Source organism: Ruegeria sp. SATB045, assembly GCF_059613525.1.
Window position 1 is genome coordinate 20,957 of the sequence record NZ_JBXWSR010000028.1, and the last position, 24,148, is coordinate 45,104.

Here is a 24,148-nt window from a genome sequence, read left to right on the forward strand (position 1 = left end):
ACGAGCGTGAGATCGGTCTCCTTTGGAAAATTTAGAAACGCAGTTTAATCCGAACGGTTCGGAGAGCGAGAAACGCTCTCCGAAGGCTGCAGGCTAAGTCTGCGTTTCAGCGATCACTCGACGTGTTATTCGGTCGGCTCGACGCAGGTTCTGGATGAGTTGAAGACATCTTTGAAGCGCCACCAAAGGTTCAACGGTCCGGTTCAATTCGGCTGCTCGATTTGTCAGCCGCTTGTTGATCCACGCACCGCCCGGGCAATTCTCGTCTGCAATCACCTCGCTCACCCATCCGGCTTCTATCTCAGCCAAGACAGGTTGGAGCAGGGATTCGAGATCATTGAGATCGCGATCACCGAACATTTCACCCGCACGGAGGCGTGAGCCAAAACGATAAGCAATGCGCGCGCCACTGGGCTCCAGATTGTCGATTAGCGTGTCGAGTGCCTTCGACGCTGAGGGCACCATGTTGAGCGCATCGAGGATCGCTGCCTCGATGGGCAATAGCTGCTGTGCGATGCTATCATACATAGCGCACCTCCCGCGTATCCGGCCGTCCCTTGCGCCGCGTTTCAACCGTGACGGCGCGTATCTTTCGACCCGAGCCTCTGCTGCCGAACCTACGGGAGCGCCGGATATCGCGTTCTGCATGTATTCGTGCGCGAACGCGATGAAGTCGATCCAGCGCTGCGTCGGCGAGTTCACCCAATACGGGCGTTCCATCGGAGTTTCTGTCGAAGCCGCTGTTGTTGACAGATACGGAAACACTTCGAGCCGCATTGAAGCGTGTTGGCGCCCTCAAAGAAGCCTGTTCCCGCTCCTCTTCCGAACGCACATCGACGCAATAGGCCTGCTTGCGTGGACAGGGGTTCGTTGTGCCGTAAGCCAGAACCGCAAAGCGCTCACCGGCCATTTTCTCGACATCAATAACCAGCGACGGCCGAACTTTGGGATCATCCTCTCCCATCGTTTCATGGGGGAAGCGAAACGCGACGACATCGCCAACTTTCAAACGGGATTTCCAGTTCTCGGAGGGCAGCGCGATTTCAGTTTGAAGTGTCATGAGACATCCTTCATCGAAGTTGAAAAGAGCCGCGTCTTCCACCGTGTTTGGGCTGGTTCCCACTTTCGGCTGCGCGACATCCGGACTGCGCAGTCGAAGGTGGGCGACCTGCCTTTTCCGCTGTTTCGGTTCTCGTCCGTGCGCTGTTGTCTGGTCTGTTGCAGCTTTCCGATCTGTCATCAGCGAGCTCGAATTTTTCCCGATGGGTCGGTCGATGGGTCTTTCCGACCGCTGTACTTCTGTTGGAGGGCCACAGAGTTCTCTGTGTCCAGAATGGTTCCCCTGTAGTGGGCATGGACCTGTCCGGTCCGGAGCAACTGGTAGGTCGGGGAGTGTTCCGGCCTTCTTGCGCGCGTAATACTGGGACCTACCAAGACCATAGTTCAGCCAGGGCTTGTTTCTCGATGCGCTGTTTTCCAGCAGGTACTGGTCGCGGGAGGCACTCCCCTGCGCGGCACGTCGCTGTCGTTCTCGTTCCGATTTTCTACGAAGACGCTCGACCGCTGGCATCACCTGACGCATGCTCAACTGACGCGCCATATCCGCTGATACGCCGAGACGCTCCGCGACCGTCGAGCCCCGGTAACAATATCTCTCACTCTCGCGTGCATTGTCGGAAGCTTGCAGCTTTGACTTCGCGAGAGCCTGCTTGATGATTGCGTTTGTTTCGACCTGGCATAGCCCGGGCGTTGCCGTGTCTGCCGCTCGTTGAATGTGACCTTCGATGCCTTGGGGGTGTGACTGATGGCTCAGGCAGGTGGCATAGAAATGCAACCACGTGTTTCGGTGTCCCTCCGGGATCACCCCACCGTGGTGAATCCGGTAAGCCTCGAGATCTTTGCGTATCTGTTCAAAACGCTCAGCTTGCGTCAAACCTCGGGGCATTGTCCGGGCGCCCGATGCCCAATGCTGACGTTGCTTGCGGTGCTCTGCGAGCTCGGAACGTGTGGGCCGCCCGACGGCGGCAAAAATCTGATCGGCAAGGACATCGAAATCCTGGCGTTGGGAATTCCCTCCTGATACCCGAACGACCCGGCCCGATTTCTCGTTTCGAGTGCCGGGAATGCGAAAGACGCGAGCTGGGTCGTTGCAAGAACGATCCGAACCAAAGGGAGCAAGCAGATCCATCAATGCCCGGATTGCCGCCTGCCAGCGGGATAGTGCAGCCGGTGGCATCGAATGGATCAACCAGATTGCGGCCAGTCCTCGTCCCGTCCGCAAATAGAATGATGGCTCAGAGACACCGCGCATCAGAAGATGGCCCGCGGCGGCTGCCTGAACGTTCTCTTCACCCTCAGCGCGCCAGCCGGGATCGTTGTGAAAGTCCAGATCGACATAGAGCGCATTTAGACTTGCCAGGCTGGAGTTCCTGCGTCGGCCATTGAACCGGTTCAACGAGATGAACGACGTCCGATCCAGCAGCGCATGAAGACACGCTACAATTCCATCCGGAGAGCGTGTGAATTGTTGGCTTGCCTCCTCGGAATTCTTGATCAGAACGGCAGGTCTACCGACCGCACCCAAGGGATGGAGGAGTCGAACGTATTCCTCTGGCGAAACGGTGTGGATGTCATCTGAATGCGGGGCAAAGTCGCGCGGATTGGTGTGCTTCATTCGCGGGAATTGGCTCTACGGTTGTAGGCACAGAAAAATCCAAGCAAAGAAAGGCAAGGCCCGGGTGACGCACCATGCTCGTCAACCGATCAACGGCTCGAATCCAAACATTGTAGATCGCATCAAGTGTTGCGCCCCGCAAAAACTGGCATCGGTGTCATCGCCTACGCTGACGCGGCTTGCGTGTTCTTACACGCGGTATGTTGGAAACCCGATCATTCTGCTGGAGCTGAGGTGGGTGATACGCCTCAAGGTCGACATCAAAGGAGAATTCCTCATCGAGGATATCTAAGGGATCGGCGTTTATGCCTTCTGTCGCCCATCGCACCGCTTTCTGGTATGCTGTTTCAGTTCTGAGACATTCTATTTGCGACGAAGCTTCCAGCGCTGCTTTCACTTCGCGGCCGGATCGCGCCTCCAGCATTCGACGTTTCTCATTGCTGGCCGTTTTCTTGCGAGCAGCCTCTCTCTCCCGCGCGATACGATCCGCTTCGAGGTCATCTCTCTGACGCTCCAGGGCGCGCAGCTGCAACCAGGAGTGCCAGAGTGTTGAATTGTGTTCTTGGACAGCCTGGCGCCGTACTCCGGCAACTGTGTCGTCGCTTCCGCTTTCTTGCAGTCTGCGGCGCGACCTGGCGGATCTGCGTGGCCCGACATGATCTTGTCTTGCCAGGCCTTGCGGTGCATCGCCTGTCTCGAGCATCTCGGCATACGAACGAAGATCAACCCGCGCTGGAGAGCCAATCTTGCGCAGGGCCGCGTTGGTCCGCTTTTCCCATTCTCCGCGGATACGCTTGATTTCTCCGGGGCCTGAGGTTCTGTCGTCAAGAACACGCGTTTTCTCACCAAAATCGCCAGTAATCCTATCAACCTTCCGCGTCGTCATCAGGATGTGGGCGTGGAAATTCAGGTTGGTCTTCGATGGATTGAAGAGCCTCTGCTCGTAGTCTTCTCGCGTCAGTTCGAGTTTGCCCACGCTGTTCCGTTTCTCTTCCTCAGGGCACAAGAAACGCGGCGCGTGAATGTCGGCTTGAACGGCAACGCCGTATTCATCGCGAAGCCAGAGGCAGAAGCCGCGGACAAGCCAGACCTGCTCGGGAAGCGGTAGCTCGCGCGGCAGGGATGGGCGCAGTTCGCGGATGACTCTTGCATTCTTTCGGCGTTCCGAACGCTCAGCAGCGTTCCAGAGCTCCTCGGCGTTTCCTGTCCAGTTGATCAATTCATGAGACAGGAGGCCACCCTTTCTGCCCGGCGAAAACCGTCGTCCAACCCGCGCATCCCGAAAGGTGGTGCGCGCGGTGTAAGCGGCGGATTTGACGGCGGAGCGACCGTCGGCACGAGAATGCAGGATGACTTCAAGTCTGCTGGCGGGATGTATCATGTAAAGGACATCGGGTCCCAACCCGAACTCCGCACAAAAAAGCCCGCGGCAGGCGCGCAGGCAAACCCCAAGTTTGCGTAACTGCGCGCATTGCACAACGGGCATGCGGACGGCCGCTCACAAGGCGGCCTGGCGGAGCCACGTTTTCACGCAGGGGGAGCGAAGCCGGGATCCAGGCCGCATTTCCTGTTCGACCACTGAAAAGGGAGGACGAAATGGCGGACCTGGATCAACAAATCGAACAGGCGCGCGCGAGACTCAGGGACCTTCAGGCCCGGGCGAGCAAACAACGGAGACGCGATGAAACGCGCAAAAAGATTATCTATGGCGCTGCTGTTTTGAAGCTTCTCAAGGAAATTGAGAGAGACAAAGCGGATCGGTTGCTCAGGCTTCTGCACGAGCGTATCTCACGCGACTCCGATCGAGAGCTGTTAGGGCTATAAACCCAGTTAGATCTTCTTGGGGCACTGCAGGCTCTCGGAAGGGTTGGCTGACTTGGGCCTATTGAAAGAAAAAAACTGGCGCGGCTTACCGCGCTCAGTATCGTCAGGTCGCGACGTGAGAAACATCCTTGTCCGGCGAATAAATGTCCAGGATGTTCCAATGACCGGTCGTTGGTGTCGGGTTGTTGATCATTGGCACATCCAGCACGGTTGGTTTGCCGCTGGCGATTGCCGCTTCCAATGCAGGCAACAACTCGTCAGCAGCGCTGAGTCTGTGCCCTTCCGCGCCGTAGGCTCGCGCTATGTCGGCATAGCCCGGTCCGTTTGCGGGTGCGGCGGCTGATCCGGGGAACGTGGTTCCATAGGTCAGACCGTAGTGCGCTTTTTGAAGGCCGGCGATCGTTCCGAAGGCGTTGTTGTTCATAACCAGCCAGATGATGCCGAGATCAAGCTCGACTGCTGTTGCCAGCATCGACGGATTTTGACCGAATCCACCATCGCCAACGAGGCTAAGCACCACGCGATCAGGTGCCGCCAGTTTCGCGCCGATCGCTCCCGGCGGGCCAAAACCCATCGTCGCAAACCCGCCCGGGGTCAGGATTGAACCCGGCGTCAAAATGTCGAACTGTTGCCCGACGCCATTCTTGTTCCACCCGACGTCCGTGGTGATGATGGCATCCTCGGGCAGTGCCTTGCGGGTATCTGCCAGAATACGCTCGGGCATCATAGGAAAAGCTGACGAGGTCGCCATTTCCACATTGCGCGCTTTGAAATCCGTCCGGAAGCCAGCGATCTTCTGTTCCAGCGCGGGGCGTTTGAAGCCTTCAGGATACATCTCGTGGGCGACTCGGTTGAGGACGCGCAACGCGGCCTTTGCGTCAGCAACGACGCCGATCTCGGTGGGATAGTTCCGGCCGATTTCCTGCGGTTCGATGTCGATATGAATGACCTTTGAGCCGGGAATGTTGAACGTATAGCCGGGATACCAGCTGGAACAATCGGCCTCTTTGAACCGGGTGCCTACGGCAAAGATATAGTCGGCATTCAGGCAGGACTGGTTGACCAGCTCGGTGCCCCAAAACCCGGTCATTCCCAGCACGAGCGGATGGTCATCCCGCAGCGCACCCTTGCCCATCAGGGAATGCGCTACGGGCAGGCCCATATGTTCAACAAACTCGCGCAACTCCTCACTGGCCTGCGCCAACAGGATACCGCCGCCGACATAGGCAACCGGGTTTTCGGCCTTCGCCAGCGCTTCGACAATCTCTCGCGCTGTTTCATCGTCAATCGACGGTTTCTTGAGCGCGCGCGTGTTATCGCGGATACGGTCGAAGCTGTCCGAGGGGATCACCTCGGAGAAGATGTCCATCGGCACATTGACCAGCACCGGCCCGGGCTGACCGCTTTCAGCCAGATGAAACGCCTTTTCCAAGATTTCGGCCATCAGGTCGGCGCGATCCACCCGCCAAGCACGTTTGACGAAGGGGCGATAAATCTCCCATTGGGCCGCGTCTGCGTGCAGGTTCACTTCCTGATGCGGATGCTTGCCGTAGTAGTGCGTAGGAATATCGCCCGCAATCACGACCATCGGGATACAGTCCAGTGCGGCGTTGGCGACCCCGGTGGCGCAATTGGTGAGCCCCGGGGAGAGATGGGACAGCACCACCGAGGCCTTGCCCGTCACGCGGGCATATGCATCCGCCGCGTGGCTGGCGATTTGTTCGTGTCGTACTGTGACGAAATCGATGGGACTTTCCGCCAGCGCAGCCAGAACCGCAATGTTCGTGTGCCCGCACAGGCCGAAAACGTGCTTGACCTCACGGCGTTCGAGAAAGTCAACGATATGTTCGGCAACGGTTTTGCCGTCCAGTTTCGCTCCGTCCATCACGCGACCTCCTGTCCGTAGAACTCACCGAACAGGTCCGGCTCCGAGGGGCGATCCTCAGGGATCGGACGACTGACCCAGGTGTAGTTCATCATGTGTTTCATGGTGACGTTTTCGTTGGTGATGTTGCCGCCCCAGATGCCGCAGCCCAGGCTGCTGGTCATAGGCATGCCATTTGTCCAGGCACCCGCATTGGCCTTGGACTGAGGCTGTCGCACCATCATACGGCTGACTGGAGCAAGGCGAGCGAGCCGATCAATGTGATCGTCATTATGGCTATAAATCCCGCAGGAATGGCCCTTACCTCCGGTATTGTAAATCCGGCTGACCGTTTCCAGCGCGTCATCGAACGTGTCGAAGTGATAAAGCGCCATCAGCGTGGTCAGTTTTTCCTTGGAGAACTTGTGCTGCGGCCCGATTTGCCCCTGATTTTCAACCATCAGAAACTTGCGATCTTCGGGGATGCTAAAACCGGCGACCTTGGCCGTTTGCTGCGGCGGACAGGCAATGGTCGGAAACGTACGGTTTCCCTTTTCATCCCACATGGCCGCTTCGAGCATGGCCTTCTCTTCATCCGAACACAGGTAGCCTCCCTCGGCTTGAAGCGCCTTGACCATATCGTCGTAAACTGAGCGCTGGATGATGATGTTGCCGTCGGCCGAGCAGCCCGACCCAAAGTCGGAGGTCTTTGAAATACGGGTATTCTGCGCGGCGATATCCAGATCGGCAGTCTCATCAATGACAATGGATGAATTGCCTGCGCCGACACCATAGGCTGGACGCCCTGAACTGTACGCCGCTTTGACCATGGGTTTGCCGCCCGTCGCCAAAGTCAAGTCGCAGATCTCCATCAGATGTTGCGTCAATGGGACCGAGGGTTTGCGAATGGATTGAAACAAGTCCTCGGGGGCACCGGCAGCACGACAAGCTGCACGCATAACCTCGACCATTTCGAAGGTCGTATGAGCGGTTCGCGGGTGCGGGCTGAAAATGACGGCATTCCGGGCGTTGGCGGCGGAAACGCCGGTCACCGGTGGTGTCATCGCTGGGTTAGTCATTGGGATCAGGGATGCGATGACGCCAGCAGGTTTGGCATATTTCACCAGACCTTTTTCCTCATCAACCTCGACGATGCCGGTCGAGGGTGTGCGCAAGACATCTCGCAGCACCATGTGAATCTTGAAGCGCTTCGCTGGGCGGCCTTCGCGATCTCCGATACCGCTCTCATCCACGCCTTGTTGAGCCAGACGCGTGAAGGTTTTCTCATTACCCGCATACCACGCAATGGCCTGAGACAGGCGGTCCAGCCTGTCCTGATCCCAATCCTCGATCTCGGCCATGGCAGCGCGGGCGCGTGCCAGCATATCTGCCGCCATGTTGCGGTCGTTTTCAGTGAGCTCTTTGCCCATGATGATCCTCTTGGTGTTTTGGAATTGTAGCATCGGGCATACGACGCTGTGACCGCGCCTCGCCAAATGTTCGCTTGGCGTGGCTGAGACAGCGACGCGCGTGTTCTTCATATCCCAACTCGGCAACGCGGCTTTGGTTGGGCAGTTCGATGGAATAGTCGACGGGCGGCATCCGTTCGATGATGCCGGTGAAATCGATCCATCCCTCACCGGGATATAGCCGCGCATCGCGGGCCAGTTGGATCATGCCCTCACGCGTATCGGCGATGCCGGGCAGGCAATCAGAGATATGCAGGAAGTGAAACAGGTCCGAAGGGACGTGCAGAAGCTCTCCGAGATCAACGCGACTGAGGTGCAGATAAAGCGTATCGACCAGAATACCGCCATTCGGTTGATCAGAGGCGCGGACAATATCCAGGGCCTCATCCAGAGTGCGCAAGCGAGAGAAGCTTGGGAATTCCAAGTCCACTGTTAGCCCGTAGGGCGCCGCCAGTTCGCAGGTTTCAGAATAGACGTCGATCAGGAAGTCACGATCATCGCGGGTATTGGTCCACGCGCTCATGATCATGCGTTTAGCGCCCAATTCCCCACCGATCTCAAGAGAAGGTTCAAAACTGCGCGGATCGACATCTTCCGTGATGCGCGCAAGTTCGACATCGAGGACTTTCAAGCCAGTGGTAGAGAGAGCAGTTTTGGTGGCATGCACCTGTGCCTTGTCGATTGGAGATTGAGTGAATTCACCGGGCACATGCATCGGAATGAATCTGGGGCTGACGGCATCGTAACCGGCCCGCGCGGCGATATAGACCAACTCGGGCGGCGTACAGCCAATCAGCGTCAGATGCGCCAAGGAATAGAGAGAGAGGCTTGCGCCAGCCTCTTCGGGTTTCACCATGAACGACAGCTCCACATGTCTGCGAATCTCAAATTCATCACACGTAGTAAAAAATATCTGATATTTTTAAAAATATCAACTCTCAATATCAGATAGGAAAGGAAAACGCCCGGGCCATTGCCCGGGCGTGATTTAAATTCGTGTTGGCAGAGCCTTAGAGAGTGACCCATTCCCCTCCGGACTGGTGAGAGCGCACAGAGGCTTCAATGAATCGGACACCGTCTGCACCTTGTTCCACACTGGGATAAGCAAGCCAATCGGCCGGAACGGTAACGCCATCCCGACGCGCGGCTACGGCCATGGCAAATTCCGTATAGAGGTTGGCCCAGGCTTCTATAATCCCTTCGGGAAAGCCGCGCGCCGTACGGATCAGACGTTCCGCTCCGGGTCCGATGCCTTGCCCGTGACCTCGGCTAATGATACGATCCGGCTCACCGAACCGATTGAACTTCAGCTGCTCCGAATTCTCCAGGTCCCACTCGAGACCTCCTTCGTTCCCGAATATCCGCAATCGCAACCCACCCCGATTTCCGGGGGCAAGACGCGTTGCCATCAGGGTTCCCGGAACCTCGTTTTGGTAGCGGGTGAACATGAATGCTGTGTCTTCCAAAGGCTTTGGCGCGCCGCAAACGTGAAACTCGGCCCGTAGATCGGTCAAGGGCATGCCCGAGACAAAACTGGCGAGATGTGCCGCATGGGTGCCGATATCGCCGACACAGCTGGTCGGACCAGAAATCTTTGGGTCCAGCCGCCATTTGACGTGGGGCGCATCAGCCACATCGTCGGGCGTCATCCAGTCTTGCATGAACTCGACGTGGATTTGGTTGATTTTACCGATGCCGCCTTCCGCTACGATTTGTTTGGCCTGACGGATGACCGGAAAGCACGACATCGCATAGCCGACAGCAAAGATGTGTCCCGTTCGCGCGGTAATCTCCTCAAGCCCCTCGGCCTCGGAGACTTCGTTGGTCAGTGGCTTATCGCACAGCACGTCAATGCCCGCCTCCAGAAAGGCTTTGGCCGCTTCGAAATGAACGTGGTTCGGGGTGGTGATCATGACGGCATCTACGCCATCAGGGCGCGCCGCCTCTGCTTGTGACATCTCGTCGAATGTCGCATAGCATCTGTCCGCTGGCAGATACCATTCGGCCCCGCGCGCCTTGCTGCGCGCGGCGTCGGAACTGAGCGCACCTGCAGCGACCTCCCACCGGTCGGTCATCCGGGCCGCCGTTGCCTGCGTGACCGAGATACGCCCACCGCCAACAACGCCCAGCCGCAAACGGCGAGACAACCGAGGGAAAGGCCCGTCAAAGTTCAGGTCTTCGGGCAAAAGTCTCTCAGCCATTCTGAATCTCCATTTCCGGGACCCGTACGCCTTCCGGCAGCATTTCCACCGCCATGAAAATGCTGGGGGTAATCGTCTCGTACTGATGCCAGGGATAGTTGCCCTCGGCGTCATACATCGGCTTGTGCGTCATGCCGGGGGCCATGAATTCTTCGAGGTAAAGGGTTTCAACATCCCGCTCACGGCATTGCTGCATTTTGCCAAAGCCTACGATTTGCGTATGCACTTCGCGAAACCCCGGTACCGGGCAGAACGGATGATCCTTGTGCAATCCGACATTCAATGGGACCGAGCCGGAATGGTACATGGTCAGCCCAACGTTACCCACGAAGAGCTTTGGCGACATGTAGTGGCTGACACCGCGCAGACGCTCCTCTTGGCGAACATCAAAAGCAGATGGCCATGTATCTTTCACCCATGCGAACAACTCGTTGTCATCCGCATGAGCGTCGAAATCGTGGACAATGACTGCACGTTCCACGCTGCTAAGCGTGCTGTCTTGCACGATCACAGAGGATAGCGGTGCAACGGTCTGATCCTCGACAGAGAGGCTCCTCTCCCCGAGATTCAGAACAATGGCGCGACCCTCGACAGACATTCTGTCTTCATCAGTGATGTGCTGGACGCGAAAAAATGGCTGGGCAAAGTCAAGAGTCTGAATAGGCATAGACCAGCTCCTTCCTCTCATCGTTCAGGAAATCGACAGGCAGAGGCATCGGCGCGTCGCACCGGCTTTCTATTGTCTGATAGGCGCCAAATTTCGGCGCCCGTTCAATTGCGTCCATGACTTCAAAAACATGGTAGGCGAGCGCTCCACTTGCACGGGGTTGGCGTCCATCTTGCGCCGCCAGGGCCAGATCCAAAAGGCCGAGCCCGCGGCTGTCTTCATTGAACCCGTGTTTGTTTTCGACCACCTGCCAGTCTTCGCGACCGGTTGGACGGGGCTGATGAGACCAGCGCGAGGTGTCCCGCGTCTTCAACCAGACATCCCCTTGAAAGATATTGGCGCCATGAACCGGGTCAGGGTCAGGGATGCTGATGGTGCCGTTTTCACCGTAGATCTCGAACCGCGGGGTTTCACTATCCCAGACGTCGAAGCTCATGGTCATTGACCCTATAGCTCCGGAAGAGAACTGCAGCAGGCTTAGGGAGTGCGTGTCGACCTCGACATCCATCCATTCACCATTGCGAGGGCCGTTTTCGATCATCCGCTGGTCAAAGGTTCGCCGTGCCATTCCGGCGACCCGGTCAATTGGTCCAAGGCAGCAGACCATGGCGGTCAGATAATATGGGCCAAGGTCCAGCAAGGGCCCGCCGCCGACCTGATAGTAAAAATCCGGGTTGGGATGATGACGCTCCGTCCCGTGGGTGCCGACATGGGCAAAAACCCCTGTTGGTTTGCCAATAGCACCCTCGTCGATCAAGCGCCGAACGGTCTGCCAGCGACCGCCCAGAAACGTGTCGGGCGCGCAACCGACCAGTAGCCCCTTTTCAGAGGCCATGTGCAGGATCGCCTTACCATCCGTTCGGTTCATGACCAGTGGCTTTTCGGAATAGACGTGTTTCCCCGCCTCCAGCGCGCGCAAGCTGATTTCGGCATGCGCCGCCGGAATTGTCAGGTTCAGAACGCAGTCAATCGCCGGATCGTCAAACACCTCATCCGGTGTGCAGGCCTTGGCGTCACCGTATTGATCCGCTTTGGCGCGGCTTTCCGAAGGATCAAGGCTGGCGCAAGCCACGACCTCGACGCTCGAAAATTTGAATAGTGTTTTTAGATAAATATCGCTGATACGACCACAGCCGATAAGGCCGACCCGGAAGGATTTCGATGTCTCAATTGTCATCTTTCCTGTCTTCGTAGAGGGGTAAGTAATTCGGGGGCATCGGCCCTTTGTTCCGCCCCCCCTGGTTCATCTGCTCCCAAGCGTGTGCAAGTATTCCAACCGAGCGGGACAGGCAGAATAGCCCCCGCGACAAGGGCGCAGGAAAGCCAAGCTCGCAGAAGATCACAGCTGTCGCGCCGTCGATATTCATGGCAATCGGCCGACCGCCGCGTTGACGGCCGAGTTCGGCCTGAACCTCTTCTCCGATATCGGCAAACCGGCCAGAAACTGTACCTTCTGTCGCCGCATCACGAACAAGTTGCATCAATCGTGGTGCGCGTGGATCGACGGGTTTGTGGAACCTGTGACCAAAGCCCGAGACGATCTTGCCATAGGTCTCACGCCAGCTATCCAAACCATCCCGAACAGCTTCATTTAGAGAAGCTCCCGAATCCATGCGGGCTGCGATATCATAGTACAGTTCTGCGCACTGCTCTCCTGCACCTCCATGCACGTCGCCCAGCATGTTCACCGCGGTCGCCATCGCATTATTGAGACCTACCCCGCAGGTGGCGGCCATACGCGCAGCCGCGATTGAGGGAGCCTGTGGGCCGTGATCCACGCTTGCGACCAAAGCGGCTTCGAACAGGCGCGCTTGCGCGTCGCTGGGTAGATCGCCCCGCACCATAAGCCAGATCATCTGCGGGAAAGACACGTTTCCGATCAGGTCCTCTATGGCGTTGCCACGAAAAGAGATCTGTCCGGGTTTCATGTCGATGATGGAGGTACGCCACCATTGGCGAACGGCGCGCTCATCGTCTGTCGTCTGCGCGGTCATTGCGTCTGCACCTCTTTCACCGGCTGGGTTTTGCTTTGCGCAGCAAGGCGAATGGATGCATTGCGCGCGCCATAACCGGCATAGCCCATACGGCGTTCAACAATTTCGAAGAAGAAGCCGTTAAAGATGGGGCGGCTGTATATCTGAAAATACTCAGCACCCGCCGCCCGATCGTAGAGAATGTTCCCACTGCGCAATTGGGCGACCAAATCGTCATCCAATCCGAATGTCGCTTGCAGATCAGCGTAGTAGTTCTCCGGGATGGACAGGCTGGGAAAGCCAGACTTGAGCAACTGGGCTGAAGTTTCAAAAATATCATCCGACTGGAAGGCAATGTGCTGAACACCAGCCCCAAAGCCGTCTTCAAGGAATGACGCCGCCAGTGTTCGACGCCCAACTGCCCCATTCAGGTTTAAGCGCACTTCGCCTTCGGGACTTTCGATAGCCTGGCTTTGCACGACACCAGACGGGTCGGCGACGTTCACGATAGGGGATTTTGCCATCTCGAAAGTCGAAATGTAGTAGAGTAGCCAGCTTTGCATCTCATCGTGACGCATCGTCTGGGCCAGATGGTCGATACGACGCAGACCGGCAGGTTGGGTGGCTTTGGTTTTCGCAACCGGCTCGAACTCAATGTCCCATACCCGATGGAGATCGGATTTCTCATCGATGAAATGAACGACGTTGCCACCAACGCCCCGAATGGCCGGGATATCCAGTTCCCCTGTTCCCACCGGTTGTGAGAAATTCGGCGCGCCCAACGCGGTCGCCCGCTGAACCGTCTGATCCGCATCTTTGACACGCAACCCCATGTCACAAACGGAGGGGCCGTGACCCAGGAACGCCGAATGGGCAAATCCTTCCTTTTCGGTATTCACAACGATGTTTATCGCGCCCTGCCGCCACAGCTCGACGGACTTGGATACGTGTTTTCGCTCCATTCGAAAACACATTGCTGACAACATATCTGCCAGCTGCGCGCCGCTTGTTTCGTCGGCTGTAAATTCGACGAATTCGAAGCCTGACGCATAGACGCGTTCCGGCAGGTCCGGGATGCCGAAATCGGTTCCCGGCTCGGTCCGGGATACCTCATCCAGGAGGTTCACCAGCGACCTGTAGCTGTCTCGGGCCAGTGTTCGGCCACCGGGTTGAGGAGCTGCTTCGTTGACGCGTGCAATGGACCAAGGTCCCTTGTACCCGGCGCGGGCCAGTACACGCACGAAGCCCTCAAGGTTCAGCGACCCAAGCCCTGGCAGAAGCCCAAAGTGCCGTTTGAGCCGACGTATATCCATCTCAAGCCGGGGTGCATCGGACAGTTGCACATGGAACAGCCGCTCTCCGGGAATATCCCGAAGGCGGGCGGGTTTGGACCCGTCGGCAAGCGAGAAGAATGAATTCAAAGCCAACCCCAAATGAGGGCTGTCGATGGCTTCCACGACACGTAACGCCTGCTCATCCGAGTGAACAAGATCTGACCATGGCAAACCCATATAGGCCAGACGCAACCCCATCTCTTTCGCGATCTCGGCCGCCTCGCCAAGATCTGCGATTACCTGTTTTTCGGTCGCAGCGGCATCGACCTCGAATGCGGACCCAATTAGCAGCAGATCCGTGCCCAACTCGCTCATCAGGTCGAGTTTGCGCTTCAGTCGATCAAAGGCGCGCTCACGTCCGGCATCGGGCTGGCCTTCAAGGTTATGGATGGGTTGTAGCAGGCAAATCTTCAGGCCGAGGTCCGACGCAATTTCGCGGACTTGCGATGGCGATCCGTCAAAAGCGGTCAAATCCGGTTCGTGTAATTCGACACCCCTGAATCCCGCGTCAGCGATAGCACTCAGCTTTTCAGCCAGATCACCGGGGATCGACGTTGTCGAAACCGAGAGGCACATTATCCCTGATATCCAAACATACGCGGCAACCACAGGACCAGATCCGGCATCAGCATCATGATCACCAAAGCGAAGATGAGAACCGCGAGGAAGGCCCAGATTTCCGAGATGATTTCACGCAGGGGAATGTCCGTCACAGCGTTGATCACAAAGAGTAGAATGCCATAGGGCGGCGTGATCAGACCGATCATCGAGTTCACGACGACCAGCACCCCGAAATGCACCAGATCAATTCCAAGCGCTTCGCAAGTTGGAATGAACAGGGGCACGATAACAAGAATGATCGTTGTTGCGTCTAACACGCATCCCAGCGCGAGGATCAGCAGGTTTACGAGGATCAGGAATACAATCGGGCTAACATCCGAACCCTCCAGCAGTGCCGAGATCGACTGTGGAATCTGTTCCTGAATGACGATGAAGTTCAGAATGAACGCGCCACCAATGACCACCCCGACGGCTGCGGAAGAGCGCGCGCTGTCGATGAACACTTGATAAAGGCCACGGAAGGTCAGCGCGCGGTAGAACAACGCTGCCAGTAGCAGAGCGTAGAATGCAGCAACTGCGGCGGCTTCGGTCGGAGTGGTGACGCCGCCATATATACCGTACAGCAGGATTGCGGGCATCAGCAGTGCCGGAAACGCGTTGGCGGTTTTAGCCGGCAATTCGCGCAGAGGAACAGGTTCTTCCAATGCAAAGTTCCGCTTTCCGGCCAGATAGTAGTTCATCGCCATGAGGACGACGCCCATGATCAGGCCCGGCAGAATACCGGCTAAGAACAGAGATCCGATGGAGGCCTTGGAAACGAGCGCGTACAAAACCATTGGGATCGAGGGCGGAATGATCGGGCCGATCGTCGCCGACGCCGCGGTAATAGCAGCAGCATAACCTCGGCTGTAGCGGCCATCCTTGGTCATCATCTCAATGATGATCTTGCCGATCCCCGCGGCATCCGCGACAGCCGAGCCGGACATACCGGAAAAGATCAGAGACGCTACCACGTTGACGTGCCCGAGGCCGCCCTTGAAACGACCGACAGCGGCTACGCAGAAGTTCAGCAGACGGTCCGTGATCGAACCAGCATTCATGATATTCGCGGCGACGATGAACAACGGCACGGCAAGCAGGATCGTGCTTTTGTAGAAGCCCTGCAGGATCTTCTCGCCGGCGAGTGCGACGTCCAGTCCGGCTGTGCCCAGATACACCAATGAGGCCAAAAGGATGGAATAGCCGATAGGTGTCCCGATGCCTGCCAGAAGAAAAAGAGCGAGCAGGCAGGAAAGAAGTTCAAAACTCATTTGTCTGCTTCCTCGTCCTCTTCGAAGTCGACACGGGGATGGTCGTCAACCACGTTGTACCCAACAACCAGTTCCAACTCTGTCTTTGGGGGGCCATTGCGCATGACGTCGAAGAATAGCCACGCGTAGCGCGCTGCGACGACCAGCATGAACACCGCGTAAATTGAAAACACAGTGCGCAGCGGTATCTTCTCACCCGAGAACGGATTGCGCACAGTCGAGGTTTTGCGGATTTTCATCCAGTCGATGTAGTCCCACGTCGGCAGGAAGCTGTAGAGCATCCCGACCACGATCGCCGCGGCCGCCAGCATCGCAAAGATCTGCCGCACGCGCATCGGCACCGAAAGGTAGATGATGTCGAACTTCACGTGATCCCTCTCGCGCACGATGAAGGCGCAGCTAAAAAAGATCACCCAGACCCAGAGGATGCCGATCAGTTCAAGCGTCCAGCCAGCGGGGGTAAAGAAGTAGCGCAAGAGTATTTGTAGAAGGAAGATCAGGAAGATTGCCGCCAGCATCCCGCCGGCAATCGCTTCGGTCAGTCGGGAGAACCCCTTTATGAAGGCTTTCATTATGGTTCTCCCTCCCTTGTCTTACTGGGCTCAGTTGCCCAAAGCGTTGATCTGATCCAGAACGCCTTCGGGCCATGAGCCAGCGAATTCGCTGTCCAGATACATAGACTGTACCTGATCACGGAACGCAGCGAGATCGGGTTCGTAGATCTCCATGCCTTGCTCTTTCAGGAAACTGACAAGATCCTCTTCTTTCTGAAGTTGCTTCTGGCGGCCTGATTCAGCTGCTGCGTCCGCAGCTTCCTGAACCTTGGCTTGCTGTTCCGGCGTCAACCCGTCCCAAACTTCTTTGCCAATGGCGATATAGTTCAAGTCGACTAAGTGCGATGTCAGGATGATCTGATTGGTCACTTCGTAAAACTTGGCATCAACCACGGTCGGCAATGGGTTGTCCTGACCGTCAACGGCACCAGTCGACAGAGCTGTGTAAACCTCTGAGAACGCCATTGGTGTCGGGGCGGCACCCAACGCTTTGCCAAGGAACTGCCACGCATCTGTGCCCGGCATCCGCAGGTTCACACCCTCCAGATCAGCCGGAGTGCTGACGGTCAGTTCATCCTTGGGTTGGCGCAGGTTCACCTGACGACGGCCCAAATACATGACCGACAGCAGTTTGACGCCCAGTTCTTCTTCGGCCTTTTGCTTGAAGGCATCCATCAGGGGATCGTTGAAGACAGCCACCTGATGCGCGGCGTCCTGGTGGACATAGCCTGCGGTAAAGATCGAAAACTCTGGGAAGAACTGTGCCAGTTCCTGCGCCGAGGTGATCGACATTTCCAGGTTACCCCGGCTGATGGCGTCTAACTCGGTGCCTTGAGCGAAGATGGTTCCGTTATAGCTGGGCTCGTAGCTTGCGAAATCAGCGACCATGGGTGCGAAAACCTCGGCCATGGCGACCGAGCGCTGATCGGTCTCCGATCCTGATGTTGCGAGGCGAAGTTGCACTTTGTCTTCCGCCAGCGCACCACTTGTTGCGCTAAACAGAACACCGGTTGCGACCAGGGCCGATACAGCAGCCCGGCGGGTAAGTTTGGTAATCACTTTGCTCCTCCCTGAGACATCATGATGCTTCTTTTTTGCGATTCAGAGTTTTGACCTATTTTGGACTTTTTGCAAGATGTTTTGCAAAATATCTGATATTTTAGACTGCCGTCATACCTACCATTGGTGTTTTTTGTAAGTTCTTGATCTTGACCGTATCACCTGTTCTGCAGGAATTCTGAATAGCTTCAATAACTTGAAGCGTTCTGAAACCTTCCCATCCAGACACAATCGGTTCTGCTTCGTGCCGAGCTACTTCAACAAAGTGCCTAAGCTGATTGACCAGGGGGTCAGACGCACCCTTCTTCAGCGCGGTTGATGAGATTGGCGTCCACCAGTCCCTTTGCTCACCCTGGTAACTCCACAATCGAAGATCGGGAACGGACAACGAACCATGAGAGCCACCTATCATGTAGCTACTCTCAGTGGTTGAAGGATAGATTGGATATTCCTGAGACGTCATCTCCCAGCTCCATGGAGCAACGATGCTGTCGGACACACTTATGGTCCCAATCGCCCCACTTTCGAACGTCAACAGAGCACCGGCAACATCTTCGTTGTCATAACCGCGCTTGGATACAGCCGACTGAGCCTGAACGGTCACGACTTCTCCGGCCAAATACCGCAGAAGATCGACGTCGTGGACCAGATTGACCGAGATGGGCCCTGCACCTGGTTTCTTTCGCCAGGGCGCAGCATCAAAATACTCGTCTGGCTTATAGAACCAGCAATTCGCATGGACAGCGCGCACATCTCCAATCTTCCCATCGACAATGGCTTCCTTAGCCGATCGGATCAGAGGATTGTGTCGACGATGATGTCCGACCATCAGTGGCACATTGGCCTTCTCCGCTGCTTGAACAAGCTCAAGTGCAGCGGTGGCTTCCACGGCGATCGGTTTTTCGACAAGAAGGGGACAACCACGTCGAACACACGTGAGGCCTTGTTCAACATGAAGAGTGGTCGGGGTCGCAAGAACAGCTCCGTCCGGCGTCTGATTTGCAAACATTTCCTCGAGGGTTTCGAAACATGCGACCCCATGCTCAACGGCGTAAGCACGACCTTCATCGCTGGGGTCGACCACCGCGACGAGATCAACATGGCGCAACGCTCGTATAGCGTCTGCGTGGCGGCGTCCAACAAGGCCAATGCCGACAATGGCAATGCGAAAGTTCTTAGACACTTTGCTTCCTTCCGGAGGGTCCGGAAAATCCCGAAACCGATGATTGCGATCGGGCTGCTTTGCCCAACTTGGCCACGACCGTATTGGGGTTTTCGCGATTCCGCAATAATGTATGATATTTTTATTTTTACCATACATCAGTTTGGATTGCTGATGTCTCTGAAAAATGCTAATTGAACGAGGAAACTGATAATATCGGGTGAAACGCATGGCGAAACAGCCGTCCACGATAGGTGCAAGCACCTATCAGCGCATCAAGCGGGATATCATCTTCGGGGAGCTGCAACCCGGCTCCAAACTGAAGCTGGACGCCTTGAAGGAACGCTACTCGGCAAGCCTTTCGACACTTCGTGAAACGCTGAACAGGCTCGCCAGCGACGGATTTGTCGAAGCTCCCGAGCAACGGGGTTTTCTGGTCACACCAGTTTCACGAGAAGACCTGACCGAGATTTCAGAGCTGCGGGTCCTGTTGGAATGCCACGCGTTGGAACTGTCCATTGCGAATGGCGACACGGATTGGGAAGGCAACCTCGTTGCCGCACACCACAAACTGCACCTGATGGAACAGCAGCTTCTCAAGGGCGACGAGTCCGAGAAAGAAACCTGGAAACGATATGATTGGGAGTTTCACCAAGCGATGATCGCGGCCTGCAACTCCAAAAACCTTCTGTCTCTGCACTCCATCATCTACGACAAGTACTTGCGGTATCAGATGCTTGTGCTGACTTATCGCGGCGAAGAGGCGGTCAAGGAGCACAAGGGCATGTTCGATGCCGCGCTGGCCAGAGACGCCGACACGGCGAAGAGGCTGTTGGAAGATCACATTCGAAATGGCCTCCAGCATACCTTGGAGGCTATGTAAGACGTTCCCCTTGCCGCAATAGCGACAGCCTTCAACGCAGAGCACCCCGGTGAAGGCGAATTTCTTTTGATCGAATTCGCCAGTCAGGGCACCGCTACGACAATTGACCTTTCGGCTTACCCCTTGAAGGTCACGGCACGCATATTTTACAGAGTGTTAATGTGTGGGGTTTGTGCCCAAGACGGACCTCCGCTACCATTTCTTCCCACACGTTTCAGTGTGTCCCGCGCGGAACGAAGAAGGGGTCAATCAACACTGTCTCACTTTCTTTTGCCGGGTCGGCGAGACGCCGCTCTAGCAGCCAGATGACCTGCTCGACAGCCTCGTCAATTGGATTGTTTACTGTGCTGAGGTTAAACATAGGCCAGCCCGCCATTTCAATGTCATCGAAGCCTACAATCGATAAAGATCCCGGAACATCCAAGCCAAGTTCTCGCGCCGCTGTCAGGGCACCGATGGCGCTTGCGTCATTGGCACAAATCAACGAGTCCAGCTGGTGGGCTTCAAGCATCCTCATCGCTGAACGGTATCCTGCTTCAACTGTGAACTCCCCGACCTCTTCTGCCACCAAAGAAAGACCGGCATCCCCTAGCGCTTGCATCACGCCAGCTTTGCGGTCAGCGGAGGACCCAAACCCTGTTGCGCCCGCTATATAGCCAAATCGTTGACGACCGCGATCAACCAAAACCCGAGTCGCTATCTGCATACCTCGCGCGTTTCTGCAGCATACATTGTCTACGCCCAATGCATCTACGATGCGCCCTGATGAGATCATTGGGACGCCGAATTTACTGCATTGCGTCACTACCGACTCAGGCATACTGCCGCCGCGCAGAATCAAAGCGTCCAGCGGGTAGCGGAGCACCTGGTCGATGGCGGAGCCGGCCCGATCATCTTCGCCATCAATCAGGACCGGCCACTTGTTCAAAGCATTCAATCGACCGACCAAGCGATGCACGAATTCCGAGTCATACGCGCTGCGCATATTGCCAATAAACACCGCCACAAGATGCGAGCGTCCGCCCTTCAACCCTGCGGCCAACGCATTTGGTTGATACCCCATATGTGTCGCAATTTCTTGAATTTTCCGCCGCTTACTCGCATCAAGATACGCGCCCGGAGTAAACGCGCGCGACACGGCAGACCGCGAAACCCCGGCGGCGTCAGCGACGGTTTGCGCCGTTACACGGCGGGGCCTTTCGGCAGGTTTACTGTTGTCGTCAGCCACCCCCAAGCTGTCCTCCGTTTCCATATAATTTGTCAATATTGCAATAAATCTTTCACCGAACTGTCACAGGAACTGCGTATGTGACCACGTGTGCACACACTGTGCATTCGCAAGCGGACCGTGTCCGTTTGCTCTGCTTTTTTATGCTGCAAGGGGCACCAGCCCCGCGAACTGGTGTGTTGGCCGCAAGCGCGGGAACCACCAAACCGGAGAGAGACATGACCAACCTGACATTCTGCGCAACCGCTGCGGCTGTCGCGTTTTCCGCGACCGCGGCCTTTGCCGAAACCGAGATCACATGGTGGCACGCCATGGGCGGCCAGCTGGGCGAAACCGTCAATAAACTGGCCGAGGATTTCAACGCCTCGCAAGACGAATACAAGATCACTCCGGTCTATAAAGGCAGCTACGAAGAAACCCTGACTGCAGGTATCGCCGCCTTCCGCGCGGGCGAACAGCCCAACGTCATGCAGGTGTTCGACGCCGGTGCCGCGACCGTAATCGGAGCCAAGGGCGCAACCATCCCGGTTCAGGACCTTCTGGCCAATAATGGCGTCGACTTCGACATCAACGACTATATCGCCGGTGTGCGTTATTTCTATGCCGACAGCGACGGCAAGATGATCGGGATGCCCTTCAACTCTTCCACGCCGATCCTGTACTACAACGTGGACGCGCTGGAAGCGGCGGGCGTTACCCCGCCGAAAACCTGGGAAGAGTTCCAGGCGACAACCGCCCCCGCGCTGAAAGACGCAGGCTACATCGCGCTGAGCCAGTCGCACCTGCCCTGGATCTTCACCGAAAACTTCATGTCGCGCCACAACCTGCCGTTTGCGACCAACAACAACGGCTATGACGGCACCGACACGCAGATTTTGGTGAACAACGACGCGATCAAAGCGCATTTCACCGCTGTGTCCGAATGGAAAGACGACGGTCTGTTCGAATGGTACGGCACCGGCTGGGGCGACAACGCCAAGCCGTTCGAGGAAGGCAAAGTTGCCATGTGGCTGGGTTCTTCGGGCTCGTTCGGCGGCCTGCTGCAGAAAGATCTGCCGTTCGAATTCAGCGCGACCGGGTTGCCCTATTGGGAAGCAGTGACCGCCGAGCCCACACAGACCTTCATCGGTGGTGCCGCTCTGTTTGCCATGTCCGGCCAATCGGACGAGGAGAACAAAGCCACGGCCGAATTCTTCCGCTTCCTGACCGCGCCTGAAACCCAGTATTTCTGGCATCAGGAAACCGGCTATGTGCCGATCACCGAGGCCGCTTATGACGCCGCCAAGGCGGACGGCCACTATGATCGCTTCCCGGCCGCCGAAGTGGGCGTCAACCAGCTGCAGGCCAAAGCGGGCGACAACACCAAGGGCTACCGCATGGGCTTTTACGTGCAGATCCGCGACATCATGAACCGCGAATATGGCCGTATCCTGACCGGTGAAACCGACGTGGAAACCGCGTTCAAAACTATCGAAGAAGAAGCCAACGAACTGCTGGCCCGCTTCGCCAAGACCCAGGGCTAAGCACCCGTATCACCCCCAGGGATGGTCGCGCTGTCACTGCGCGGCCATCGCTCTTTTTCTTACTGGACCACTCAATGAAACGTGCGGGCTTCGACAATATCTGGCTGCCTGTGGCGCTACTGCTTCCACAGCTGGTGATCATCGCCATCTTTTTCTACTGGCCTGCGGGCTGGGCACTGCAATCCTCATTGTATCTGCAGGACCCTTTCGGGTTTGGCTCGACCTTTGTGGGTGGCGAGAACTACACGTCGCTTGTGGGCAACGACCAGTACAAGCGTGTCGCCGGATTTACGATCATCTACTCGGTTCTGGTGACGTTCTTCTCTCTGGCCATCGCGCTGTTGCTGGCCGTGAAGGCAGACAAGGTAATCCGAGGCGCCAAGACATATCGCACGCTGCTGATGTGGGTTTATGCCATCGCGCCGCCGGTCGCCGGCTTCATGGGTATCCTGTTCTTTGATCAAAGCACCGGACCGCTGACCAAGTTCTTTCAGATGTTCGGGTGGGATTTCAAACTGGGCGTGGATTACAACGCCACCGCCACCGCTATGGTCATCGTGGCCGTTTGGAAGCAGATCCCGGTGAACTTCATCTTTTTCCTGTCCGGCCTGCAGTCCATCCCCCGATCGGTGCGCGAGGCCGCGATGATCGACAACCGATCCGCCACCGGACGGTTCTGGCAGGTGACCTTCCCGCTGCTGGCCCCCACCGCATTTTTCTTGCTGATCATCAACATCACCTACGCCCTGTTCGACACGTTCGGCATCATCGACGCATTGATGAAGGGCGAGCCGGGCAACAACCCGATGACGCTGGTCTACAAGGTTTATCTGGACGGCTTTCGAGGCAACGACCTGGGCGGATCATCGGCGCAATCGGTCATCCTGATGGTGCTGGTTCTTTTGCTGACCGTGTTTCAGTTCCGGCTGGTGGAACGCCGGATTCACTATACGTAAGGGCTTTGGACATGGCTGAGACAACACTCGAAACTCCCGTTGAAACCCATCGTCCCCGCCGCATCAAATGGGGCGCGATCGGCGATCACACCGTCCTGATCCTAGGCGCTTTGCTGATGATGATACCACCGCTGCTGGCGCTGACCACAGCCAGCCATGATGCGGTGACGATCCACCGCGAGGGGTTGCAGCTGACGCTGGGCGACGATCTGGGCAAGAACTTCCATGCCGCCATGTTCGAAAAGGGTGGGTTCACCCAGACGGTGGATGGCACGCTGATGCTGATGAACTCGTTCATCCTTGGCATCGGCTTTGCGGTGGGCAAAATCGTGATTTCGATGATGGCGGCCTATGCCATCGTCTATTTCCGTCTGCGGTTCGCGACGCTGGCTTTCTGGGTCATCTTCACCACGCTTCTGCTGCCGCTTGAAGTCCGCATCTTGCCCTCATACGAGGCGATCCAGAAACTGGGCCTGACAAACACCTATACCGGTCTGATCGTACCGCTGATCGCATCCGCAACCGGCACGTTCTTTTTCCGTCAGTTCTTCATGTCCGTCCCCGAGGAACTGGCCGAGGCCGCCCGGATTGACGGCGCAGGCCCATGGAAGTTCTTTGTCGATATCCTTGTACCGCTTAGCCGGACCATGATCGCTGCGATCTTCATCATCATGTTTGTCTTTGGCTGGAACCAATATCTGTGGCCGACACTGATCACGACGGATGAGAGCTTTTTCACCCTGGTCCGGGGCATCAAACAGATCGTGCTGTCCTACACAGATAGTCAGATCCCAGAACACGGGCAGGCATTGGCGCTGGCCATTGTCGCGATGATCCCACCCGTGGCGATCGTCGTCTTTTTCCAAAACTGGTTCGTTAAGGGCCTCACAGAATCCGACAAATAAG

21 protein-coding genes are annotated in these 24,148 nt (G+C 56.7%); 5 read left to right on the forward strand and 16 right to left on the reverse strand.

The window, feature by feature from the left end:
• Positions 1 to 93: 93 nt before the first annotated feature.
• The 3 genes from AC2FNR_RS15280 to AC2FNR_RS15290 all read right to left on the reverse strand — a co-directional run bounded on the left by AC2FNR_RS15280 (position 94) and on the right by AC2FNR_RS15290 (position 4,055).
• A complete protein-coding gene (locus AC2FNR_RS15280; RefSeq protein WP_496849842.1) occupies positions 94 to 528 on the reverse strand; it encodes a hypothetical protein in 435 nt (144 codons plus the stop codon).
• On the reverse strand, positions 521 to 2,674 hold the full coding sequence (locus AC2FNR_RS15285) for a hypothetical protein (RefSeq protein WP_496849844.1): 2,154 nt from the start codon (positions 2,672 to 2,674) through the stop codon (positions 521 to 523). The genes AC2FNR_RS15280 and AC2FNR_RS15285 overlap by 8 nt, the downstream gene beginning before the upstream one ends.
• A gap of 157 nt (positions 2,675 to 2,831) precedes the next feature.
• Entirely contained in the window at positions 2,832 to 4,055 is a 1,224-nt protein-coding gene (locus tag AC2FNR_RS15290; RefSeq protein ID WP_496849846.1) for a MobA/MobL family protein, read from the reverse strand.
• A 215-nt stretch (positions 4,056 to 4,270) separates the two neighbouring features.
• On the opposite strand from AC2FNR_RS15290, the gene AC2FNR_RS15295 reads away from it, so the two are divergent.
• Complete coding sequence (locus AC2FNR_RS15295) at positions 4,271 to 4,498, forward strand: hypothetical protein (protein WP_170652438.1); 228 nt, start codon at positions 4,271 to 4,273, stop codon at positions 4,496 to 4,498.
• Between the two features lie 103 nt (positions 4,499 to 4,601).
• Here the strand turns inward: AC2FNR_RS15295 and AC2FNR_RS15300 are convergent, their stop codons facing one another.
• From AC2FNR_RS15300 to AC2FNR_RS15355, 12 genes are all read right to left on the reverse strand, one after another.
• Complete coding sequence (locus AC2FNR_RS15300) at positions 4,602 to 6,383, reverse strand: thiamine pyrophosphate-binding protein (RefSeq protein WP_496849848.1); 1,782 nt, start codon at positions 6,381 to 6,383, stop codon at positions 4,602 to 4,604.
• Positions 6,383 to 7,792, reverse strand: a complete 1,410-nt coding sequence (locus tag AC2FNR_RS15305; protein WP_496849850.1) for an aldehyde dehydrogenase family protein — start codon at positions 7,790 to 7,792, stop codon at positions 6,383 to 6,385. The genes AC2FNR_RS15300 and AC2FNR_RS15305 overlap by 1 nt, the downstream gene beginning before the upstream one ends.
• Positions 7,773 to 8,687 carry a sugar phosphate isomerase/epimerase family protein gene (locus AC2FNR_RS15310; RefSeq protein ID WP_496849852.1) on the reverse strand — a complete coding sequence of 305 codons (915 nt, stop codon included), beginning with the start codon at positions 8,685 to 8,687 and terminating at the stop codon, positions 7,773 to 7,775. Before AC2FNR_RS15310 ends, AC2FNR_RS15305 begins: the two co-directional genes overlap by 20 nt.
• Before the next feature lie 154 nt (positions 8,688 to 8,841).
• Positions 8,842 to 10,032 carry a Gfo/Idh/MocA family protein gene (locus tag AC2FNR_RS15315; RefSeq protein WP_496849854.1) on the reverse strand — a complete coding sequence of 397 codons (1,191 nt, stop codon included), beginning with the start codon at positions 10,030 to 10,032 and terminating at the stop codon, positions 8,842 to 8,844.
• Positions 10,025 to 10,699, reverse strand: a complete 675-nt coding sequence (locus AC2FNR_RS15320) for a hypothetical protein (protein WP_496849855.1) — start codon at positions 10,697 to 10,699, stop codon at positions 10,025 to 10,027. Before AC2FNR_RS15320 ends, AC2FNR_RS15315 begins: the two co-directional genes overlap by 8 nt.
• Complete coding sequence (locus AC2FNR_RS15325) at positions 10,680 to 11,876, reverse strand: Gfo/Idh/MocA family protein (protein WP_496849856.1); 1,197 nt, start codon at positions 11,874 to 11,876, stop codon at positions 10,680 to 10,682. Before AC2FNR_RS15325 ends, AC2FNR_RS15320 begins: the two co-directional genes overlap by 20 nt.
• Positions 11,866 to 12,693, reverse strand: coding sequence for a citryl-CoA lyase (locus AC2FNR_RS15330; protein ID WP_496849858.1), 828 nt, complete (start codon positions 12,691 to 12,693; stop codon positions 11,866 to 11,868). Before AC2FNR_RS15330 ends, AC2FNR_RS15325 begins: the two co-directional genes overlap by 11 nt.
• Positions 12,690 to 14,582, reverse strand: coding sequence for a bifunctional sugar phosphate isomerase/epimerase/4-hydroxyphenylpyruvate dioxygenase family protein (locus AC2FNR_RS15335; RefSeq protein WP_496849860.1), 1,893 nt, complete (start codon positions 14,580 to 14,582; stop codon positions 12,690 to 12,692). The genes AC2FNR_RS15330 and AC2FNR_RS15335 overlap by 4 nt, the downstream gene beginning before the upstream one ends.
• Positions 14,582 to 15,877 (reverse strand): TRAP transporter large permease, encoded by a 1,296-nt coding sequence (locus tag AC2FNR_RS15340; RefSeq protein WP_496849862.1) that lies wholly within the window; start codon positions 15,875 to 15,877, stop codon positions 14,582 to 14,584. Before AC2FNR_RS15340 ends, AC2FNR_RS15335 begins: the two co-directional genes overlap by 1 nt.
• Entirely contained in the window at positions 15,874 to 16,449 is a 576-nt protein-coding gene (locus AC2FNR_RS15345) for a TRAP transporter small permease (protein ID WP_496849863.1), read from the reverse strand. The genes AC2FNR_RS15340 and AC2FNR_RS15345 overlap by 4 nt, the downstream gene beginning before the upstream one ends.
• Before the next feature lie 30 nt (positions 16,450 to 16,479).
• Complete coding sequence (gene dctP, locus AC2FNR_RS15350) at positions 16,480 to 17,490, reverse strand: TRAP transporter substrate-binding protein DctP (RefSeq protein WP_170429695.1); 1,011 nt, start codon at positions 17,488 to 17,490, stop codon at positions 16,480 to 16,482.
• Positions 17,491 to 17,590: 100 nt separating this feature from the next.
• Positions 17,591 to 18,883 (reverse strand): Gfo/Idh/MocA family protein, encoded by a 1,293-nt coding sequence (locus tag AC2FNR_RS15355; RefSeq protein WP_496849865.1) that lies wholly within the window; start codon positions 18,881 to 18,883, stop codon positions 17,591 to 17,593.
• Here AC2FNR_RS15355 and AC2FNR_RS15360 point away from each other — a divergent pair.
• A complete protein-coding gene (locus tag AC2FNR_RS15360; RefSeq protein ID WP_170353340.1) occupies positions 18,882 to 19,535 on the forward strand; it encodes a GntR family transcriptional regulator in 654 nt (217 codons plus the stop codon). The genes AC2FNR_RS15355 and AC2FNR_RS15360 overlap by 2 nt on opposite strands.
• A gap of 214 nt (positions 19,536 to 19,749) precedes the next feature.
• Here AC2FNR_RS15360 and AC2FNR_RS15365 read toward each other — a convergent pair whose 3' ends face one another.
• Positions 19,750 to 20,763: a LacI family DNA-binding transcriptional regulator gene (locus AC2FNR_RS15365; RefSeq protein ID WP_496849867.1), complete on the reverse strand. Its 1,014-nt coding sequence runs from the start codon at positions 20,761 to 20,763 to the stop codon at positions 19,750 to 19,752.
• Between the two features lie 218 nt (positions 20,764 to 20,981).
• Between AC2FNR_RS15365 and AC2FNR_RS15370 the strand changes: the two genes are divergently transcribed.
• The 3 genes from AC2FNR_RS15370 (at position 20,982) to AC2FNR_RS15380 (ending at position 24,147) form a co-directional block, all read left to right on the forward strand.
• Positions 20,982 to 22,286 (forward strand): extracellular solute-binding protein, encoded by a 1,305-nt coding sequence (locus AC2FNR_RS15370; RefSeq protein WP_496849869.1) that lies wholly within the window; start codon positions 20,982 to 20,984, stop codon positions 22,284 to 22,286.
• 74 nt (positions 22,287 to 22,360) lie between these two features.
• Positions 22,361 to 23,242 carry an ABC transporter permease subunit gene (locus AC2FNR_RS15375; protein ID WP_496849870.1) on the forward strand — a complete coding sequence of 294 codons (882 nt, stop codon included), beginning with the start codon at positions 22,361 to 22,363 and terminating at the stop codon, positions 23,240 to 23,242.
• A gap of 11 nt (positions 23,243 to 23,253) precedes the next feature.
• On the forward strand, positions 23,254 to 24,147 hold the full coding sequence (locus AC2FNR_RS15380) for an ABC transporter permease subunit (protein WP_480483418.1): 894 nt from the start codon (positions 23,254 to 23,256) through the stop codon (positions 24,145 to 24,147).
• Position 24,148 lies beyond the last annotated feature (1 nt).

Bases quoted from the DNA above. Each gene is read 5' to 3' on its own strand.
- AC2FNR_RS15315 (WP_496849854.1), bottom strand. From the start codon at position 10,032: ATGGCTGAGAGACTTTTGCCCGAAGACCTGAACTTTGACGGGCCTTTC.
- AC2FNR_RS15370 (WP_496849869.1), top strand. From the start codon at position 20,982: ATGACCAACCTGACATTCTGCGCAACCGCTGCGGCTGTCGCGTTTTCC.
- AC2FNR_RS15285 (WP_496849844.1), bottom strand. From the start codon at position 2,674: ATGAAGCACACCAATCCGCGCGACTTTGCCCCGCATTCAGATGACATC.
- AC2FNR_RS15295 (WP_170652438.1), top strand. From the start codon at position 4,271: ATGGCGGACCTGGATCAACAAATCGAACAGGCGCGCGCGAGACTCAGG.
- AC2FNR_RS15340 (WP_496849862.1), bottom strand. From the start codon at position 15,877: ATGAGTTTTGAACTTCTTTCCTGCCTGCTCGCTCTTTTTCTTCTGGCA.
- AC2FNR_RS15310 (WP_496849852.1), bottom strand. From the start codon at position 8,687: ATGGTGAAACCCGAAGAGGCTGGCGCAAGCCTCTCTCTCTATTCCTTG.
- AC2FNR_RS15280 (WP_496849842.1), bottom strand. From the start codon at position 528: ATGTATGATAGCATCGCACAGCAGCTATTGCCCATCGAGGCAGCGATC.
- AC2FNR_RS15375 (WP_496849870.1), top strand. From the start codon at position 22,361: ATGAAACGTGCGGGCTTCGACAATATCTGGCTGCCTGTGGCGCTACTG.
- AC2FNR_RS15330 (WP_496849858.1), bottom strand. From the start codon at position 12,693: ATGACCGCGCAGACGACAGACGATGAGCGCGCCGTTCGCCAATGGTGG.
- AC2FNR_RS15320 (WP_496849855.1), bottom strand. From the start codon at position 10,699: ATGCCTATTCAGACTCTTGACTTTGCCCAGCCATTTTTTCGCGTCCAG.
- AC2FNR_RS15305 (WP_496849850.1), bottom strand. From the start codon at position 7,792: ATGGGCAAAGAGCTCACTGAAAACGACCGCAACATGGCGGCAGATATG.
- AC2FNR_RS15325 (WP_496849856.1), bottom strand. From the start codon at position 11,876: ATGACAATTGAGACATCGAAATCCTTCCGGGTCGGCCTTATCGGCTGT.
- AC2FNR_RS15360 (WP_170353340.1), top strand. From the start codon at position 18,882: ATGGCGAAACAGCCGTCCACGATAGGTGCAAGCACCTATCAGCGCATC.
- AC2FNR_RS15380 (WP_480483418.1), top strand. From the start codon at position 23,254: ATGGCTGAGACAACACTCGAAACTCCCGTTGAAACCCATCGTCCCCGC.
- AC2FNR_RS15290 (WP_496849846.1), bottom strand. From the start codon at position 4,055: ATGATACATCCCGCCAGCAGACTTGAAGTCATCCTGCATTCTCGTGCC.
- AC2FNR_RS15300 (WP_496849848.1), bottom strand. From the start codon at position 6,383: ATGGACGGAGCGAAACTGGACGGCAAAACCGTTGCCGAACATATCGTT.
- AC2FNR_RS15355 (WP_496849865.1), bottom strand. From the start codon at position 18,883: ATGCGTTTCACCCGATATTATCAGTTTCCTCGTTCAATTAGCATTTTT.
- AC2FNR_RS15335 (WP_496849860.1), bottom strand. From the start codon at position 14,582: ATGTGCCTCTCGGTTTCGACAACGTCGATCCCCGGTGATCTGGCTGAA.
- AC2FNR_RS15345 (WP_496849863.1), bottom strand. From the start codon at position 16,449: ATGAAAGCCTTCATAAAGGGGTTCTCCCGACTGACCGAAGCGATTGCC.